This window comes from Pseudaminobacter sp. Soil_N_29 (genome assembly GCF_057656055.1).
This window is the reverse complement of sequence record NZ_JBDGLC010000008.1, coordinates 42,606-59,159: the sequence shown is the minus strand read 5'-3', so window position 1 is coordinate 59,159 and position 16,554 is coordinate 42,606. Positions and strand designations below refer to the sequence as shown.

The following is a 16,554-nucleotide window of genomic DNA, read 5'->3' as shown; positions in this document are numbered from 1 at the left end:
GGTGCGGAAGACACGAACATAGGCCTCATGGCTGCGGACGGGCGGCCTAAACCAAACGTTAACCATAACTCTTGTACGCCGGTTAACCGCAACGTGGTTACTGGTCGATCAACGAAATCACTCGAATGCGAAGGAGAGGCGGGATGCGCCGCATCGCGAAACTTGCAACCAACCCCGTGACCATCGCCCTCATGGCGTCGCTGGCGCTCGCCGGCTGCGCATCGAAGAAAACCCCGAACAGCGCCGCTGACCTCGGCCTGGGCGGTGCGGGCGCGGCCACCCCGGGCTCGGCCCAGGACTTCACCGTGAATGTCGGCGACCGCATTTTCTTCGACACTGACTCCACTTCCATCCGCGCCGACGCGCAGGGCATCCTGACCCGTCAGGCGCAGTGGCTGAACAAGTACGGCAACTACGCGATCGTGGTCGAAGGCCATGCCGACGAGCGCGGCACGCGCGAATACAACCTGGCGCTGGGTGCCCGCCGCGCCGCCGCCACCCGCGACTACCTCGTTTCGCGCGGTGTCGCGGCCAATCGCATCCGCACCATCACCTATGGCAAGGAACGTCCGGTGGCCGTGTGCGACGACATCTCTTGCTGGTCGCAGAACCGCCGTGCCGTGACCACGCTGGGCGGCGCCGGCAGCTAAGCGCTGTTGCAACAATGCATCACAGAAGGCGGCCCTTGCGGTCGCCTTTTTTCGTCTTGCGCCGCAATCAAAATTTGGCCGAAGTCTCGCACACTGATAAAAGACGGCACGCGACACCCGCGTATTGGCATTTCCCGTTTCATTGACGAGAGGCACATGTATTTTCGATCGATCCTGAGCGGCACGCTTGCCGCTTTCCTGCTTTTCGGCCCCGCGCAGGCGAGCGATCGCTCCCAGCCGACGGCCACGGCCGGCGCGAACCTGGCCGTTCCGCTGCCCGACACTTCGCTTCCGGGCGTATTTTCTTCCGCGAAGGGCGCCACCACCACGATCCAGCTTGCACAGGCCACTGACCCCCGCGTCGGCGGGCTAGAGGACCAGATCCGCTCGCTCAACGGCACGGTGGAGGAACTCAACTTCCAGATCCTGCAGATGCAGGAACAGCTGCGCAAGATGCAGGAAGACAACGAGTTCCGCTTCCAGGAGCTGGAAAACAACAAGAAGTCGGACGCCACGCCCGGCAAGACCAACAAGAGCGTCGCGGAGAACTCCGCGACGCCCTCACCTAGCGGCCCGGCCGAGACCGATGTCGCGGCTGCACCTTCAGGCGAGGCCGAACGGGGTATCGGCAGCCACGGCAGCAGCCAGACCGCTGCGGATGCGAGCGCCGCCCCGGGCACGCCCCCGAAAAGCTTCGGCACCATCACCTTCGACGCCAACGGCAACGTCACGGGCGGCAGCATAGGCGACCAGATCGCCGCCGATGCCGCAGCCGCGCCCACCAGCGGCGAAACCGAGGTTGCGGCCCTGCCGGCCACCGACGACCCGGACGAGCTCTACCGCAATTCCTACCAGTTCATCCTTTCGGGCGACTACGGCACGGCCGAGACCGGTTTTCGCGACCACATGGCCCGCTTCCCGAACGACCCGAAAGCGGCCGATTCGCAATTCTGGCTCGGCGAGGCCCTGCTTGGCCAGCAGAAGTACCGCGACGCGGCGGAAGTGTTCCTGGCCGCAAACAAGGCCCATCCGAAATCCAAGAAGGCCCCCGAGATGCTGCTCAAGCTCGGCATTTCGCTCGCCGGCCTGAACCAGCGCGACGTCGCCTGCGCCACCTTCGGCGAAATCGGCAAGCGCTATCCGAACCTGTCCAGCGCGCTCAAGGATCGCGTCAAACAGGAACAGGCGCGGGCAGCGTGCTGAAGCCACGGGCGCAACTCGACCCGCAGCGGCTTTTTTCGACCTTCGACTTCGGCCGCCGCCGCACGCTGATCGCTGCGGTTTCCGGCGGCAGCGATTCGCTCGCTCTTCTTCTCCTGACAAAATCCTTTCTCGACCGAAGCGCCCCGGACACCCGCCTGGTTGCGGTGACGGTCGACCATGGCCTGCGGCCCGGCTCGGCGGCAGAGGCTGCGCAGGTCGCGGACTTTGCGGCCCGCCATGGCATTGCGCATCGCACCATGACCTGGACCGGCGACAAGCCGACGAGCGGCATTCCCGCCGCCGCGCGCGAGGCCCGCTACCGCCTGCTGGCCGAGGCGGCGGCGCTGGAGGGCACGGATGTGATCCTGACCGGCCACACCGCCGACGACCAGGCCGAGACGGTGCTGATGCGCCGCGCCCGCCACGACGCCCGGCCTGATGCGCGTGGGCTTGCCGGCATGGCGCCGGCGACGCTGTTCGGCGGCGCGGTCTGGATCGCCCGGCCGCTGCTCGGCGCCCGGCGCGAAGCGTTGCGCGATTTCCTGCGTGCGCAGGGGGAAACCTGGCTGGAAGACCCGACCAACGTCAACGAGGCCTTCGAGCGCCCGCGCCTGCGCGCAGCACTCGGCCGGGGCGATGCGGCGCAATATGCAGAGACGCTGGCGCTCGCCGAAACCGCCGCGCGGCAACGCCAGCGCCTCGGCGACCAGGCCGCCGGGCTGATCCGCGCCCACGCCACTTGCCTCGCCCCCGGCCTTGTCCGGCTCGATCCGGCTTTCGCGACAGCCGATTCCGAAGCGGCCGTCTACGCCCTGCGGATGCTGCTGGCCGCGGCGGGCGGCACGTCCTTCCCGCCCGACGAGGAACGCACGGCAGGAATTTTTCGCCGGCTCGCGAGTGAGATCTTTTGCGCCACATTGTCGCGGACTGTGGTCGATGCGCGGCGCGCCGGCATCTTCCTGCGCCGCGAGGCCCGCAACCTGCCTGCTCCGCAGGAGCCGAAACAAGGAATCACATGGGATGGCCGCTACCGGCTGTCGGCGGCGGTTGCGACGGCCGGCGTTGTCGTCGCGCCATTGGGCGCGGCGCAGGCCAAGAGGGCGCGAATCCAAGCCGCAGAGGCCCCTGAAAGCCTCCTGCGTGCGGCGGCCGCGGCCCAGCCGGCCCTCTGGCGCGGCGAGGAATGCCTGGGGATCCTTTCCGCCGAAGGCACCGGCGGCATTGGCGCCCTGCCCATTGTTGCGCCGTGGGCGCATTTCATGCCCAGCTTCGATCTGGCACCGGCGCGCGCGCTTGCTGCATTGATCGGCGCCACGATGCCACCGGATCCACCTTTAGCCGCCACAATATTGGCCGGGACTGCATCTAAGGCTTAACCGAACCGTGCGCTTCTGCTTGGCATTGCTCTTGGGCGTGCCTATGTTAGTGCGACGCTGCTATCAACGATGCGTGCCCGGCTTCGGGCACAACAGGAAAATCGATGAATCCGAATTACCGCAATCTTGCGCTCTGGGCGATCATTGCCGTCCTGCTGATCGCTCTGTTCAACCTGTTCCAGACGCCGCAGACGCGGGGTGCCTCCAGCGACGTCGCCTATTCGGATTTCCTCAAGGATGTAGCCGCAGGGCGCGTCAAGACCGTGACGATTGCCGGCGACCGGATTTCCGGTACCTACACCGACAGCTCGAGCGGTTTCCAGACCTATTCGCCGAGCGATCCGGCGCTGGTGCAGAAGCTTGAGGACAAGAACGTCACCATCACCGCGCGCCCCGAAAACGACGGCTCCAGCTCGATCTTCGGCATGCTGCTGTCGTGGCTGCCTATGATCCTGATCCTCGGCGTGTGGATCTTCTTCATGCGCCAGATGCAGTCGGGTTCCGGCCGCGCCATGGGCTTCGGCAAGTCCAAGGCCAAGCTTCTGACCGAGGCGCATGGCCGCGTGACCTTCCAGGACGTTGCCGGCGTGGACGAGGCCAAGCAGGACCTGGAGGAAATCGTCGAGTTCCTGCGCGACCCGCAGAAGTTCCAGCGCCTGGGCGGCAAGATCCCGCGCGGCGTGCTGCTCGTCGGCCCTCCCGGAACCGGCAAGACGCTTCTGGCCCGCTCGGTGGCCGGCGAAGCCAACGTGCCCTTCTTCACCATCTCGGGTTCGGACTTCGTCGAAATGTTCGTCGGCGTCGGTGCAAGCCGTGTCCGCGACATGTTCGAGCAGGCCAAGAAGAACGCGCCCTGCATCATCTTCATCGACGAAATCGACGCGGTCGGCCGCCATCGCGGCGCCGGCCTGGGCGGCGGCAACGACGAGCGTGAGCAGACGCTGAACCAGCTGCTGGTCGAGATGGACGGTTTCGAGGCCAATGAGAGCATCATCCTCATCGCCGCCACCAACCGCCCCGACGTTCTGGACCCCGCGCTGCTGCGTCCGGGCCGCTTCGACCGCCAGGTCGTGGTGCCCAACCCCGACATCGTGGGCCGCGAGAAGATCCTGAAGGTGCATGTGCGCAACGTGCCGCTGGCGCCGAACGTCGACCTCAAGGTGATCGCGCGCGGCACGCCCGGCTTCTCGGGCGCCGACCTTGCCAACCTGGTCAACGAATCTGCGCTGATGGCCGCGCGGCGCAACAAGCGCCTGGTGACCATGGCCGAGTTCGAAGACGCCAAGGACAAGATCATGATGGGCGCGGAGCGCCGCTCCTCGGCCATGACCCAGGCCGAGAAGGAGCTGACCGCCTATCACGAGGCCGGCCACGCCATAATGGCGCTGAATGTGCCGGCCGCCGACCCGCTGCACAAGGCGACCATCATCCCGCGCGGCCGTGCGCTGGGCATGGTCATGCAGCTGCCGGAAGGCGACCGCTACTCGATGAGCTACAAGTACATGATCTCGCGGCTGGCGATCATGATGGGCGGCCGCGTGGCCGAGGAGATCAAGTTCGGCAAGGAGAACATCACCTCCGGCGCCTCCTCCGACATCGACCAGGCCACCAAGCTGGCGCGCGCCATGGTCACCCGCTGGGGCTTCTCCGACAAGCTCGGTCAGGTCGCCTATGGCGAGAACCAGGAAGAGGTGTTCCTGGGCCATTCGGTGGCCCGCCAGCAGAACGTCTCGGAAGAGACCGCGCAGATCATCGACGCCGAAGTGCGCCGGCTGATCGAGGAGGCCTACACCACCGCGCGCCAGATCCTGACCAAGAAGAAGAAGGACTGGATCGCGCTGGCCGAGGGCCTGCTGGAATACGAGACGCTGTCCGGCGACGAGATCAAGCAGCTTATCGCCGGCCAGAAGCCCTCGCGCGACCTCGGCGACGACACGCCGCCGAGCCGCGGCTCCGCGGTGCCGAAGGCCGGCGCCAGCGGCGGCCGCCGCAAGAAGGGCGGCGAGGAGCCCGAAGGCGGTATGGAGCCGCAGCCGCAGGGCTGACGCCTCACAGGCCAAGAACAGAGAAGAACGCCGCTGGCACCCGCCGGCGGCGTTTTTCTTTGGGAGCGCAGCGGATCGGGCGATGCGCTCTCCGCATGCGATATCAGAGCGCTCGCGGGCTTTCAGCCCTTTAGCTTGGCGTTGCAGAGGCTGTAATAGCCGCCGCCCTTCTGGATCCACTTCAGGCCGCCCAGCGCATTGGCATCCTTGTTGGCGTAGTACTGCTCGAGGCAGGTGTGCAGCCGCGCCTTGCCGGGTGTTTCGTTCGAGAACTTGCTGTCGACGGCGCTGGGGAACTTGACGCCGCGCGGCGCCGTGGTGGTCGGCTTCTCCGGCTCGCCCTTGTAGGTCGCCTGGCCTAGGTTCGGAACGGTCTCATCCTCGGCAGCGGATGCGCCGCACTCGGCCTTTCGGAACTGGTTCCAGGACTTGCCGCCAAGCGTGCCGGCATCCTTGGCAGCGTTATACCTGACGCTGCATTCCTTCATGGTCAGCCCCTTGCCGGCGGCAGGTGCGTTCTTGGTGGTCTTGGCTGACTTCTTCTCGGGCTTGGCGGGCTCGGTCGCCGTTGCACCGGCATCGGCGGCGCACTGGGCCTTGCGGAACTGATTCCAGCTTTGGCCGTTCAAGGTCCCGGCCTGCTTGGCCGCATTGTACTTGGCGCTGCATTCCTTCATGGTGAGCGCGCTCGCCGGCGCTGCCATAAAACAGGCAATCACCGCGAGGCCGGACAGGGTGACAAGTCGATTGATGAGCATGGCATTTCTCCGTTGCTGCCGCCCTCGAACATTCCGCACGCGCTAGCTCGCGGCGGCATCGGCGCCAGTGCCTAGTAATGCGCGACGGGGTTGCTGCGTTCCGGTGCGGACGGAGGCGAAAGCGGAGCGGGCCTGTCGCGTCTGGAATGGGGAGCGGCGGCAGGTGTTGCTCGCAGCTGCTGCGGCAGGGCGCGTGATCAACAAGGCTGGAAAACCGGCCTGATCGAAAAGAATTTTGAAAGGTTCGTAACAGAGAATCACACAATGTGATGCATCTCGCCCGTCTTCCTATGGCAAAAGCGGCCACGGGAGCGAGAGTCACGACTGGGGATACTGTACGCGTATGAGCAGGCGCTATTTCGGCACGGACGGAATCCGGGGACGGGCCAACAAATTTCCGATGACGGCCGAAATCGCCATGAAGGTAGGGATGGCGGCCGGCCTTTCCTTCCAGCGCGGCAACCACCGCCACCGCGTCGTCTTGGGCAAGGACACGCGCCTGTCTGGCTACATGATCGAGAACGCGATGGTGGCCGGCTTCTGCGCCGCCGGCATGGACGTCTTCCTGCTCGGCCCCGTTCCGACGCCGGCGGTGGCCATGCTTGCCCGCTCGCTGCGCGCCGACATCGGCGTGATGATCTCTGCCTCCCACAACCCCTACTTCGACAATGGCATCAAGCTGTTCGGGCCTGACGGCTACAAGCTGTCGGATGAGATCGAGATGCGCATCGAGGCGCTGCTCGACCAGAACATCGACATTGCCCTGGCCGATGCCGACGCGCTCGGGCGCGCCAAGCGCATCGACGGCGTGCACGACCGCTACATCGAATTCGCCAAGCGCACGCTGCCGCGCTCCATGTCGCTGGCCGGCCTGAGGATCGTCATCGACTGCGCCAACGGCGCCGCCTACAAGGTGGCACCGGCCGCGCTGTGGGAACTCGGAGCCGAGGTCATCGCCATTCATGACGATCCTAACGGCTTCAATATCAACGAAGAATGCGGCTCGACCCATCCGGCCAGCCTGGCCAAGAAGGTGCACGAGGTCCGCGCCGACATCGGCATCGCGCTCGACGGCGATGCCGACCGCATGGTGATCGTGGACGAGAACGGCACGGTGATCGAAGGCGACCAGATCATGGCGCTGATTGCCGAATCCTGGCACGACGCCGGCCGGCTTTCCGGTGGAGGCGTTGTGGCCACCGTCATGTCCAATTTGGGCCTTGAGCGCTTCCTCGACAATATCGGCCTGCAGCTTCACCGCACCAAGGTGGGCGACCGCTATGTGGTCGAACACATGCGCACGCACGGCCTGAATGTCGGCGGCGAGCAGTCAGGCCACATCGTGCTGTCGGACTTCTCCACCACCGGCGACGGCCTCGTCTCGGCCCTGCAGGTGCTGGCCTGCATCAAGCGGCAGAACAAGCCGGTGAGCGAACTGTGCCGCAAGTTCGAGCCGGTGCCGCAGCTGCTGAAGAATGTCCGCTTCTCCGGCGGCAAGCCGCTCGAGGCCGCGCCGGTCAAGGAAGCGATCGAGGAAGCGCGCAACCGCCTCGGCACGTCGGGCCGTCTGGTCATCCGGCCCTCCGGCACCGAACCGCTGATTCGCGTCATGGCCGAAGGCGACGACCCCAAGCTGGTCGAAACCGTGGTCAACGACATCGTCGGCGTCATCGCCGACGTAAAGACCGCCGCCTGATCACATTTTTAGCCGAGGGCAAGGATTGCTGCTGCGGTCGCGCATGCGGGCCGCCTGCCAGAAAGCACTTGCCCGAACGCCCGACATGAAAAAGCGCGGCAGGCACTCGCCTACCGCGCTTTTCTTTTCGATTCGTCCCGCCGCGTCAGCTCGCGCTGACGGTCACGAACTTCGTGATGAGGTAGGCTTCGGTCGCTTCCGACCCGCCCTCGACGCCGTAGCCGGAATCCTTGATGCCGCCGAACGGTACCTCGGGCAGCGACAGGCCGATGTGGTTGATGGTGGTCATGCCGGCCTCGATCTCGGTCGACAGGCGATGCTCGGCCTCGAGCGAGCTGGTGAAGCCATAGGCCGCCAGGCCGAACGGCAGGCGGTTGGCCTCGGCGATCGCCTCGTCCAACGTGTCGATGCGGTTGATGATCGCCAGCGGGCCGAACGGCTCCTCGTTCATCACCCGGGCGTCGGTCGGCACGTTGGCGAGCACGGTCGGCTCGAAGAAGTTGCCGGTGTTGCCGATCCGGCGGCCGCCGGTGCGCAGCTCCGCCCCCCGGTCGACGGCATCCTGGATCAGCGCCTCCAGCGCCGGGATGCGTCGCTCGTTGGCCAGCGGCCCCATCTGCGTGTCGGCGTCGAGGCCGTTGCCGACCCTGGTGGCGCGGAAGGTGTCGACAAAGCCATTGACGAAGCCGTCGAAGGCGTTGCGCTGGACCAGGAAGCGGGTCGGCGAGATGCAGACCTGGCCGGCGTTGCGCAGCTTCGAGCCCGCCAGGGCCTTGACCGCCTTGGCGAGATCGGCGTCGTCGAGCACGATCGCCGGGGCGTGGCCGCCCAGTTCCATGGTCGCCCGCTTCATGTGCAGGCCGGCGAGTGCGGCCAGCTGCTTGCCGATCGGCGTCGAGCCGGTGAACGAGATCTTGCGGATGACCGGATGCGGAATGAGATATTCCGAGATATCGGCCGGCACGCCGAACACCAGGCCGATGACGCCCGCGGGCACGCCGGCGTCCTGGAAGGCGCGGATCAGCTCGGCTGGCGAGGCCGGGGTCTCCTCGGGCGCCTTGACGATGATCGAGCAGCCGGTGGCCAGCGCGGCCGACAGCTTGCGCACCACCTGGTTGATCGGAAAATTCCACGGCGTGAAGGCGGCAACCGGGCCGACCGGCTCCTTGGTGACGACCTGGCGCACGTTGGCGGCGCGGGCCGGCACGATCTGGCCGTAGGTGCGGCGCGCCTCTTCGGCGAACCAGTCGATGATGTCGGCAGCGGCCATGATCTCGACGCCGGCCTCGGCGAGCGGCTTGCCCTGCTCGCGCGTCATCAGCCAGGCGATGTGGTCCTTGCGGGCGCGCAGGAGGTCGGCCGCCCTGCGCATCACCTTCGACCGCTCGAACGCCGGCACCTTGCTCCAGGTCGCGAAGCCGCGCTCGGCCGCCGCCAGGGCAGCGTCGAGGTCTTCGCGCACGGCATGGGCGACGGTGCCGATCTCGTCACCCGTCGCCGGATCCATGACGGGAATGGTGCGGCCGCCCTGGGCGTCGCGCCATTCGCCGTCGATCAGCAGCTTGGTGTCGGTATAGGTGTAGGCGGCTTCGGCCATCGGGGTCTCCGTAGTTTCTCGGGGTCGTTGCTGCGACGAAGATCAGCGCGCAGGCAGCGGCTTATCGCAGCGGTTTGTGTTGATTTGCCGAACCGGGGCGAGCTGCCTTCGCTGCAGGGCGCGAAAGGTTGTTCCGTCGCGCTTGGCACGGTGGAGGATCTGCCTCGGTTCGTTTGCACGACGTCAACGGCGATCGCCTGGACGATCTGAAGTCGTGCGAGTGATTAAAGAGATGGTCGTCCCCTGTCGCCGGCAGGCGGCCCAGAAGTTTCCGGACACCCTTGGCCGCCAGTGGGTCGAGCGCCGATGTCACCTCATCGATAAAGAATTCCGGGTTGCTCGCGAGCGCGCGCGGCATGCAGATACGCTGTTTTTGCCCAGCTGACAATTCTTCGGGTGCGGCCGGCGATTTGCGGCTTAGCGGCTGGTCCGCTGCCTACGCTGGCGTGCTTCAGGCCCTCCACCAGTTCGAAGCGGCCTGCTGCCGAATGCGCGGCCGGCTGCGTTCAGTTGCTGCCGGCGGGCTGGGGGTCGGGATAGAGATCCGAGCCCAGTTCGCCGCCGATGCCCCAGTTGGTCTTTTCCACGTCCTCGATGATGACGTGGATCGACTGGGGCTTGCCGCCACACACGGCCACAAAGCTATCGGTCAGCGCCTTGACGAGCTGGCGCTTCTGCTCGACCGTGCGGCCGCTGAACATTTCCACCTTGATGACCGGCATGGCCTCGGTTCTCCCTTTTCGAGCTTCCGAACACTCACTCGTGGTGAGCAAACGTGGTTAAGCGGCACTTAACCTTTACTCGGCATTATCCATGCGCAATTCAACTGGCCTCAGCGTTGCGCGCGGGGTTCGCAGAGGTAGAGACAATGCACGAGTTTTCCAAGCGGCTTCTCGCCGCCTTGGCCATGACTGGCCTGTCCACCCCCGTCATGGCAGCCGATCTTTATGAGCCGCAGGTCGTTGAAGCCCCGCAGGTGGTCTACCAGCAAGTGGCCGTCGGCGGCTGGTATCTGCGCGGCGATCTGGACTACCACTGGACGCAATTCCGCGGCGCCGACTACATCACCTATGGCGTCTGCAACTCGGGCTGCGGCCCGGTTCCCGTGCCTGGCTCGAAATCCTTCGACTTCGGCAACCTCAAGGGGGCGATGTCGCTTGGTGCCGGCGTCGGCTACCAGGTCAATGACTATTTCCGAACCGACCTGACCGTCGACTACTGGTTCAAGTCGAATTTCACTGGCCAGACCTCCGACTTCACCGACGTTTCCACTGACACCTCGTCCTACACGGCGCTGGTGCTTCTGGCCAACGCCTATGTCGATCTGGGCACGTGGAACCGCGTCACGCCCTATCTCGGCGCGGGCATCGGCGGCGCCCAGGTGAAATGGGGCGACCTGAGGAACCAGTTCCCCGGCGTGGACGACCGCCACAAGGGCGCCAAGAACTGGCGCTTCGCCTATGCGCTGATGGCTGGCGCCTCCTATTGCTTCAACAGCAACCTGGAGCTCGACGCCGGCTACCGCTTCACCCGGATCAATGGCGGACGCATGTTCGAATACGCCGACTCTTCGGCCGGCGGCCCCGGCGCCGGGCCCGGCTTCGACAAGGGCTTCAACGTGAACGAGGTGCGGGCCGGCCTGCGCTACCAGTTTGGCCCCGGCCGCACCGCCTGCGCCGAGCCCGAGGTGGTGGCCTACGAGCCGGAACCGGTGGCGCCGGTCTACAAGTAACTGCGCTGGCCCTCACGGGCTCGCTCCCATTACCAGAAGCCGCCTGGCCGAGCCGGGCGGCTTTTTCGTCATGACCGTTCCTGCGCGCGAGCGCTTCGCACGGCGGCCCGGACAATTCCGCTAACCAGGTGTTAGCCTTAACCGCCACTTAACCACTATGGTTAACAATGCCCCTCGACGGCGACTGGAGCCTTTTCTTCGTCCGGCGCCAATTTCGGGGGTTTGCAACAATGAGCCTGCAATCGCGTATCGCCCTGTCGCTCGCCGCGGCGGTTCTTTGGCAATCGGCGCCGGCGGTGGCGGCCGACTACGAACCGCCCATCGTGATCGAGAACGCACCGGAATACGTTCCCGTGGAGGTGGGCTCCGGCTGGTATCTTCGCGGTGACCTCGGCTACACTTTCAACAAGCCCTTCAAGGATTTCGACATTGGCGTGCTGCCCATCGCCGCCTATAGCGAAGACAACACCGCGCTGTTTGGCGGCGTCGGCATGGGCTATCACTTCAACGACTTCCTGCGCGGCGAACTGAACTTCGCCTTCCTCTCGAAGAACAAGTTCAGCGTGGCGTACGACGATGGCACTTTCGGCGTCCTCGCGAACGCCAAGAACCAGGCCTGGAGCGGCATGGCGAATGCCTATGTCGATCTGGGCACCTTCGTCGGCCTGACGCCCTATGTCGGCGCAGGCTTGGGCTTCGTCTACACCAAGCGCGATCTCCACGTCGATCTGGACACTCCGTTTGGCGGTGTCGAAATCTTCGACAACAAGAAGCAGGTGTCCTTCGCCTATTCGCTGGGTGCAGGGCTCAACTACCAGGTGACCCCGAACACCTCCATCGATGTGGGCTACCAGTTTCTTTCAGCGCCCGACGCCCAGTACGTGGCTGTGAAGGACCTCGATTCCTATCCAGTCCACAAGGGCATCAACCTTCACCAGCTTAAGGTCGGGCTTCGCTACGATCTCTGGTAACCACATCGGCGAAGGGCCCGCCGCTGCCGCATCCCCGTCGGAAGCGCGCTATCGCTTCCGTCGATCCAGGCCCGGCTGGCGTCGCATCAGCCTTTCGGCATGCCCTCGTGAATGGCTTTCTTGATTTCGGACCGGAAATCCGGCGTGTCGTGCTCGCCATGCACGGCAACTGCGTGCTGCACAGCCGCGTTTACCAGTTCCTCCTCCGTGTCGGCGGCAATCAGGACCGTGCACTTCATCTCGCTCGGGAATTCACGGCAGTCGATGTATTTGCGCATCTTCACCTCCCATCAGGCGGGCCGCGGGCACAGGGCCGACCAGAGCCATCGCCCGGGCCTTGGCCAAGCGCATTCGCTCTCCACGAAACCTATTCCCTCGTCCGGCATGCAACAAATCACAACACCGTTCGGCGCCCCGGCAGCTGCGCCTCAGCACACCGGCCCGCAGCCAAAAAATGTGAGGCTCGACCTGGCGGCCAAGCCTCACTGCAGTCAACGTAGGGGAGAACAAGTAAGAGGCCGAACGGGACCAGGGCGAAAGTCCTCAAAAGTGCTGATCGCCAAAAGAGGTAGGCCGTAAGCGAGCCGCGGCTTTGACGCGGCAAGGGGCTCGGCGCACACACGCTCGTGGGGGGTGGACGCGCGGCGCCGAGCATCTCGCCGGCCGATGGTTGCCTGAGGGCCAGGTCCCCATGTTTCAGCAAATCGCGCGCCTGCGACAGTCGGCCAAACCGCCGGGACCGGCCCATCTTCGGCGGTATGGCAGCTAGGCCGATCCCCTAGGGCGATACCGACGCCGGTTGAGACCGCCCCCCGCCAAGCAGAAGGCACATTGTCGCAAATCCGTTTTTCCCTTGCGGCCGGCAGCGCTTTGCCATATCTCCGCCCGTGGGCCACCCCTCCCCAACGAGGGGCGTGCTATCTGGAAGGATAGGATCAACATGACCACACTGCCGAAGCCGGACTTGCGTCCGGCCAATCCCAATTTCTCATCCGGCCCTTGCGCAAAGCGCCCCGGCTGGTCCCTCCAAGCTCTCGCAGACGCGGCCCTCGGCCGCTCCCACCGTGCCAAGATCGGCAAGACCAAGCTCCAGCAGGCAATCGACCTGACGCGTGAGGTCCTGCAGGTTCCGGCCGACTATCGTATCGGCATCGTGCCGGCATCCGACACCGGCGCAGTCGAAATGGCGCTCTGGTCGCTGCTCGGCGCCCGCGGCGTCGACATGGTCGCCTGGGAAAGCTTTGGCGCGGGCTGGGTGACCGACGTCGTCAAGCAACTGAAGCTGCCGGATGTCCGCACCTTCGAAGCGCCCTATGGCGAACTCGTCGACTTCACAAAAGTCGATTTCGACCGCGACGTGGTGTTCACCTGGAACGGCACCACCTCCGGCGTGCGCGTGCCGAACGCCGATTTCATTCCGGCCGACCGCCAGGGCCTGACCATCTGCGACGCGACCTCGGCTGCCTTCGCGCAGAAGCTCGATTTCGCCAAGCTCGACGTCGTCACCTTCTCCTGGCAGAAGGTGCTGGGCGGCGAAGGCGCGCATGGCATGCTCATCCTGTCGCCCCGCGCCGTGGAGCGGCTGGAGACCTACAAGCCGGCCTGGCCGCTGCCAAAGATCTTCCGCCTGACCAAGGGCGGCAAGCTGATCGAAGGCATCTTCAAGGGCGAGACCATCAACACCCCCTCCATGCTGGCGGTGGAAGACTATCTCGACGCGCTCAACTGGGCCAAGTCGATCGGCGGCCTCGACGCCCTGGTTGCCCGCGCCGACCGCAATTTCGCGGTTATCGACGCCTTTGTCGAAAAGTCGCCCTGGCTCGCCAATCTGGCGACCGACCCGGCCACGCGCTCGAACACCTCGGTCTGCCTCACCATCGCCGATCCGGAAGTGACCGCGCTCGACGCCGAGGCGCAGGCTGCCTTTGCCAAGGGCATTGTGACGGCGCTGGACAAGGAAGGCGTCGCCTATGACATCGGCGCCTATCGCGACGCGCCTTCGGGCCTGCGCATCTGGACCGGCGCGACGGTCGAGACTTCCGACCTCGAAGCGCTGACGCACTGGCTCGACTGGGCGTTCGCAAGTCAAAAGGCCGCGCTCGCAAAGGCGGCCTGAGCTTTTCAAGCATATGGCGGCCGGGTTGGGACGGTCGCCACCCCCGATGATTTGAATTTCACCTGATGGAGGCCTTTCATGGCACCTCGCGTACTCGTATCCGACAAACTCTCCCCCACTGCCGTCCAGATCTTCAAGGATCGCGGCATCGAGGTGGATTATCTGCCCGACCTCGGCAAGGACAAGGAAAAGCTCGCCGAAGTCATCGGCCAGTATGACGGCCTCGCCATCCGCTCGGCCACCAAGGTCACCGAAAAGCTGATCGCCGCGGCGACCAATCTCAAGGTCGTCGGCCGCGCCGGCATCGGTGTCGACAATGTCGACATCCCGGCTGCCAGCCGCCGCGGTATCATCGTGATGAACACGCCCTTCGGCAATTCCATCACCACCGCCGAGCATGCGATTGCGCTGATGTTCGCGCTGGCCCGCCAGATTCCGGAGGCCAATGCCTCCACCCAGGCCGGCAAGTGGGAGAAGAACCGCTTCATGGGCGTGGAGATCACCGGCAAGACGCTGGGCGTGATCGGTTGCGGCAATATCGGTTCCATCGTGGCCTCGCGCGGCGTGGGCCTGAAAATGCATGTCATCGCCTTCGACCCGTTCCTGTCGGAGGACCGCGCCGCCGAGCTTGGGGTCGAAAAGGTCGAACTGGACGACCTGTTCGCGCGCGCCGACTTCATCACGCTGCACACGCCGCTGACCGACAAGACCCGCCACATCATCAACGCCGACGCCATCGCCAAGATGAAGAAAGGCGTGCGCATCATCAACTGCGCGCGCGGTGGCCTGATCGTCGAGCAGGACCTAATCGCCGCGCTGAAGAGCGGCAAGGTGGCGGGCGCAGGCATCGACGTGTTCGAGGTCGAGCCGGCCACTGACAGCCCGCTGTTCGGCATGGAGAACGTGGTCACCACCCCGCATCTGGGCGCCTCGACCACCGAAGCGCAGGAGAATGTCGCGCTGCAGATCGCCGAGCAGATGTCGGACTATCTGATCAAGGGCGCGGTCTCCAACGCCATCAACATGCCTTCGATCACGGCCGAGGAAGCGCCGCGGCTGAAGCCGTTCGTCAAGCTCGCCGAAGTGCTCGGCGCTTTTGTCGGCCAGGTGACGGAAGACCCGATCAAGGAGGTCGAGATTCTGTTCGACGGCTCGACCGCCGGCATGAACACCAAGGCGCTGATCAGCGCCGCCCTTGCCGGGCTGATCCGCCCGCAGGTGGCCGACGTCAACATGGTGTCGGCGCCGATCATGGTGAAGGAGCGCGGTATCATCGTCGCCGAGGTCAAGCGCGACAAGTCGGGCGTGTTCGACGGCTACATCAAGCTGACGGTCAAGACCGAGAAGCAGACCCGCTCGATCGCCGGCACCTGCTTCTCCGACCACAAGCCGCGCTTCATCCAGATCAAGGGCATCAATCTCGACGCCGAGGTGGGGCAGCACATGCTCTACACCACCAATGCCGACGCGCCGGGCATCATCGGCCTGCTGGGCACCGTCTGCGGCGAGAACGGCGTCAACATCGCCAACTTCGCGCTGGGCCGCGACCGGCCGGGCGGCAACGCTATCGCCCTGCTCTATCTTGACGCGCCGTTCCCGGAGGAAGTGCTGGCCAAGGTGCGCGCGCACCACGCGATCGACTCGGCCAGGCCCCTGCATTTCGACGTCAACAGCAACTGAGGCGAGCCGAACTTGCATCGTCGCAAAAGCGCCGGGCAACCGGCGCTTTTTTCTTGGTCAAAGAGCGCTTCCTGAAGTGCTAGTGCCGTACTCACGTCGCACATTACATATCGGTTGGGCCGCGTTCCTGCTAAGCTCATGCAGCTTCGGAGGCAGAACATGAAACTGGTCGTTGATGCACGCTGGGACGCAGAAGCTTCTGTCTGGTATGCCGTTTCGAGAGACAGGACGGGATTGGCAACAGAAAGCGAAAGCCTTGACGGGTTGCGGCAACGTATCCTGGCCATCCTGCCGGCCCTGCTGGATTTGAAAGATCCATCTGAAGTCGAAGTGGAACTGGTCGTACACGGAATTTCGACCGCAAACGGGCCTATCGCAGCAGAGTAGTTGCCGGCGAAAATCGCGCATCGTAGCTTGCGTGCCAGCAACTTGGACCGTCGCGATATCGATGCAGAATTTTGCGAAGCCCTTGAAAAAGCTGCTGGCGGATGCCGGTTGGGAACTGCTCCGGCAAGGCAAGGGCGATCACGAGATTTGGCATCACCCCGGAACAGGGCAGCGCGTCACGATCGTCACCTTCCTGAAGTCCCGACATCTGGCCAATGCGATCCTCAAGGAGGCAGGCTTGCCCAAGGCGTTCTGAACAACGCGTCATCTTCCATGGGCAGGGCTCAAGACACCGGGCGCGACGAAATTGTTGCACCTGAAACCCCAAAGAATGGTCGCGTTC

General features: G+C 64.9%; 15 protein-coding genes. 11 read left to right on the top strand and 4 right to left on the bottom strand.

The window, feature by feature from the left end:
• Positions 1-143 precede the first annotated feature (143 nt).
• The 4 genes from pal (at position 144) to ftsH (ending at position 5,274) form a co-directional block, all read left to right on the top strand.
• Positions 144-650 carry a peptidoglycan-associated lipoprotein Pal gene (gene pal, locus AC3A4H_RS17930; RefSeq protein WP_487767922.1) on the top strand — a complete coding sequence of 169 codons (507 nt, stop codon included), beginning with the start codon at positions 144-146 and terminating at the stop codon, positions 648-650.
• A gap of 156 nt (positions 651-806) precedes the next feature.
• Positions 807-1,853, top strand: coding sequence for a tol-pal system protein YbgF (gene ybgF / locus AC3A4H_RS17925; RefSeq protein WP_487767921.1), 1,047 nt, complete (start codon positions 807-809; stop codon positions 1,851-1,853).
• Positions 1,847-3,229: a tRNA lysidine(34) synthetase TilS gene (gene tilS / locus AC3A4H_RS17920; protein ID WP_487767920.1), complete on the top strand. Its 1,383-nt coding sequence runs from the start codon at positions 1,847-1,849 to the stop codon at positions 3,227-3,229. Before ybgF ends, tilS begins: the two co-directional genes overlap by 7 nt.
• Before the next feature lie 104 nt (positions 3,230-3,333).
• Positions 3,334-5,274 (top strand): ATP-dependent zinc metalloprotease FtsH, encoded by a 1,941-nt coding sequence (gene ftsH, locus AC3A4H_RS17915; protein WP_348778946.1) that lies wholly within the window; start codon positions 3,334-3,336, stop codon positions 5,272-5,274.
• 122 nt (positions 5,275-5,396) lie between these two features.
• Here the strand turns inward: ftsH and AC3A4H_RS17910 are convergent, their stop codons facing one another.
• Positions 5,397-6,032 (bottom strand): antifreeze protein, encoded by a 636-nt coding sequence (locus AC3A4H_RS17910; RefSeq protein WP_487767919.1) that lies wholly within the window; start codon positions 6,030-6,032, stop codon positions 5,397-5,399.
• 343 nt (positions 6,033-6,375) lie between these two features.
• Between AC3A4H_RS17910 and glmM the strand changes: the two genes are divergently transcribed.
• Positions 6,376-7,728: a phosphoglucosamine mutase gene (gene glmM / locus AC3A4H_RS17905; RefSeq protein ID WP_487767918.1), complete on the top strand. Its 1,353-nt coding sequence runs from the start codon at positions 6,376-6,378 to the stop codon at positions 7,726-7,728.
• A gap of 145 nt (positions 7,729-7,873) precedes the next feature.
• Here glmM and AC3A4H_RS17900 read toward each other — a convergent pair whose 3' ends face one another.
• Positions 7,874-9,325 carry an NAD-dependent succinate-semialdehyde dehydrogenase gene (locus AC3A4H_RS17900; protein WP_487767917.1) on the bottom strand — a complete coding sequence of 484 codons (1,452 nt, stop codon included), beginning with the start codon at positions 9,323-9,325 and terminating at the stop codon, positions 7,874-7,876.
• A 506-nt stretch (positions 9,326-9,831) separates the two neighbouring features.
• A complete protein-coding gene (locus AC3A4H_RS17895) occupies positions 9,832-10,098 on the bottom strand; it encodes a tautomerase family protein (RefSeq protein WP_487767916.1) in 267 nt (88 codons plus the stop codon).
• Positions 10,099-10,193: 95 nt separating this feature from the next.
• Between AC3A4H_RS17895 and AC3A4H_RS17890 the strand changes: the two genes are divergently transcribed.
• Entirely contained in the window at positions 10,194-11,057 is an 864-nt protein-coding gene (locus tag AC3A4H_RS17890; protein WP_487767915.1) for an outer membrane protein, read from the top strand.
• Between the two features lie 230 nt (positions 11,058-11,287).
• Entirely contained in the window at positions 11,288-12,028 is a 741-nt protein-coding gene (locus tag AC3A4H_RS17885; RefSeq protein WP_487767914.1) for an outer membrane protein, read from the top strand.
• A gap of 86 nt (positions 12,029-12,114) precedes the next feature.
• Here AC3A4H_RS17885 and AC3A4H_RS17880 read toward each other — a convergent pair whose 3' ends face one another.
• Positions 12,115-12,306: a DUF1059 domain-containing protein gene (locus AC3A4H_RS17880; RefSeq protein WP_487767913.1), complete on the bottom strand. Its 192-nt coding sequence runs from the start codon at positions 12,304-12,306 to the stop codon at positions 12,115-12,117.
• Positions 12,307-12,968: 662 nt separating this feature from the next.
• Between AC3A4H_RS17880 and AC3A4H_RS17875 the strand changes: the two genes are divergently transcribed.
• The 4 genes from AC3A4H_RS17875 to AC3A4H_RS17860 all read left to right on the top strand — a co-directional run bounded on the left by AC3A4H_RS17875 (position 12,969) and on the right by AC3A4H_RS17860 (position 16,467).
• Positions 12,969-14,144: a phosphoserine transaminase gene (locus AC3A4H_RS17875; protein WP_487767912.1), complete on the top strand. Its 1,176-nt coding sequence runs from the start codon at positions 12,969-12,971 to the stop codon at positions 14,142-14,144.
• A gap of 78 nt (positions 14,145-14,222) precedes the next feature.
• Positions 14,223-15,824: a phosphoglycerate dehydrogenase gene (gene serA, locus AC3A4H_RS17870; protein WP_487767911.1), complete on the top strand. Its 1,602-nt coding sequence runs from the start codon at positions 14,223-14,225 to the stop codon at positions 15,822-15,824.
• A gap of 159 nt (positions 15,825-15,983) precedes the next feature.
• Entirely contained in the window at positions 15,984-16,211 is a 228-nt protein-coding gene (locus AC3A4H_RS17865) for a DUF1902 domain-containing protein (protein WP_487767910.1), read from the top strand.
• A gap of 61 nt (positions 16,212-16,272) precedes the next feature.
• Positions 16,273-16,467, top strand: a complete 195-nt coding sequence (locus tag AC3A4H_RS17860; RefSeq protein WP_487767909.1) for a type II toxin-antitoxin system HicA family toxin — start codon at positions 16,273-16,275, stop codon at positions 16,465-16,467.
• Positions 16,468-16,554: the final 87 nt, after the last annotated feature.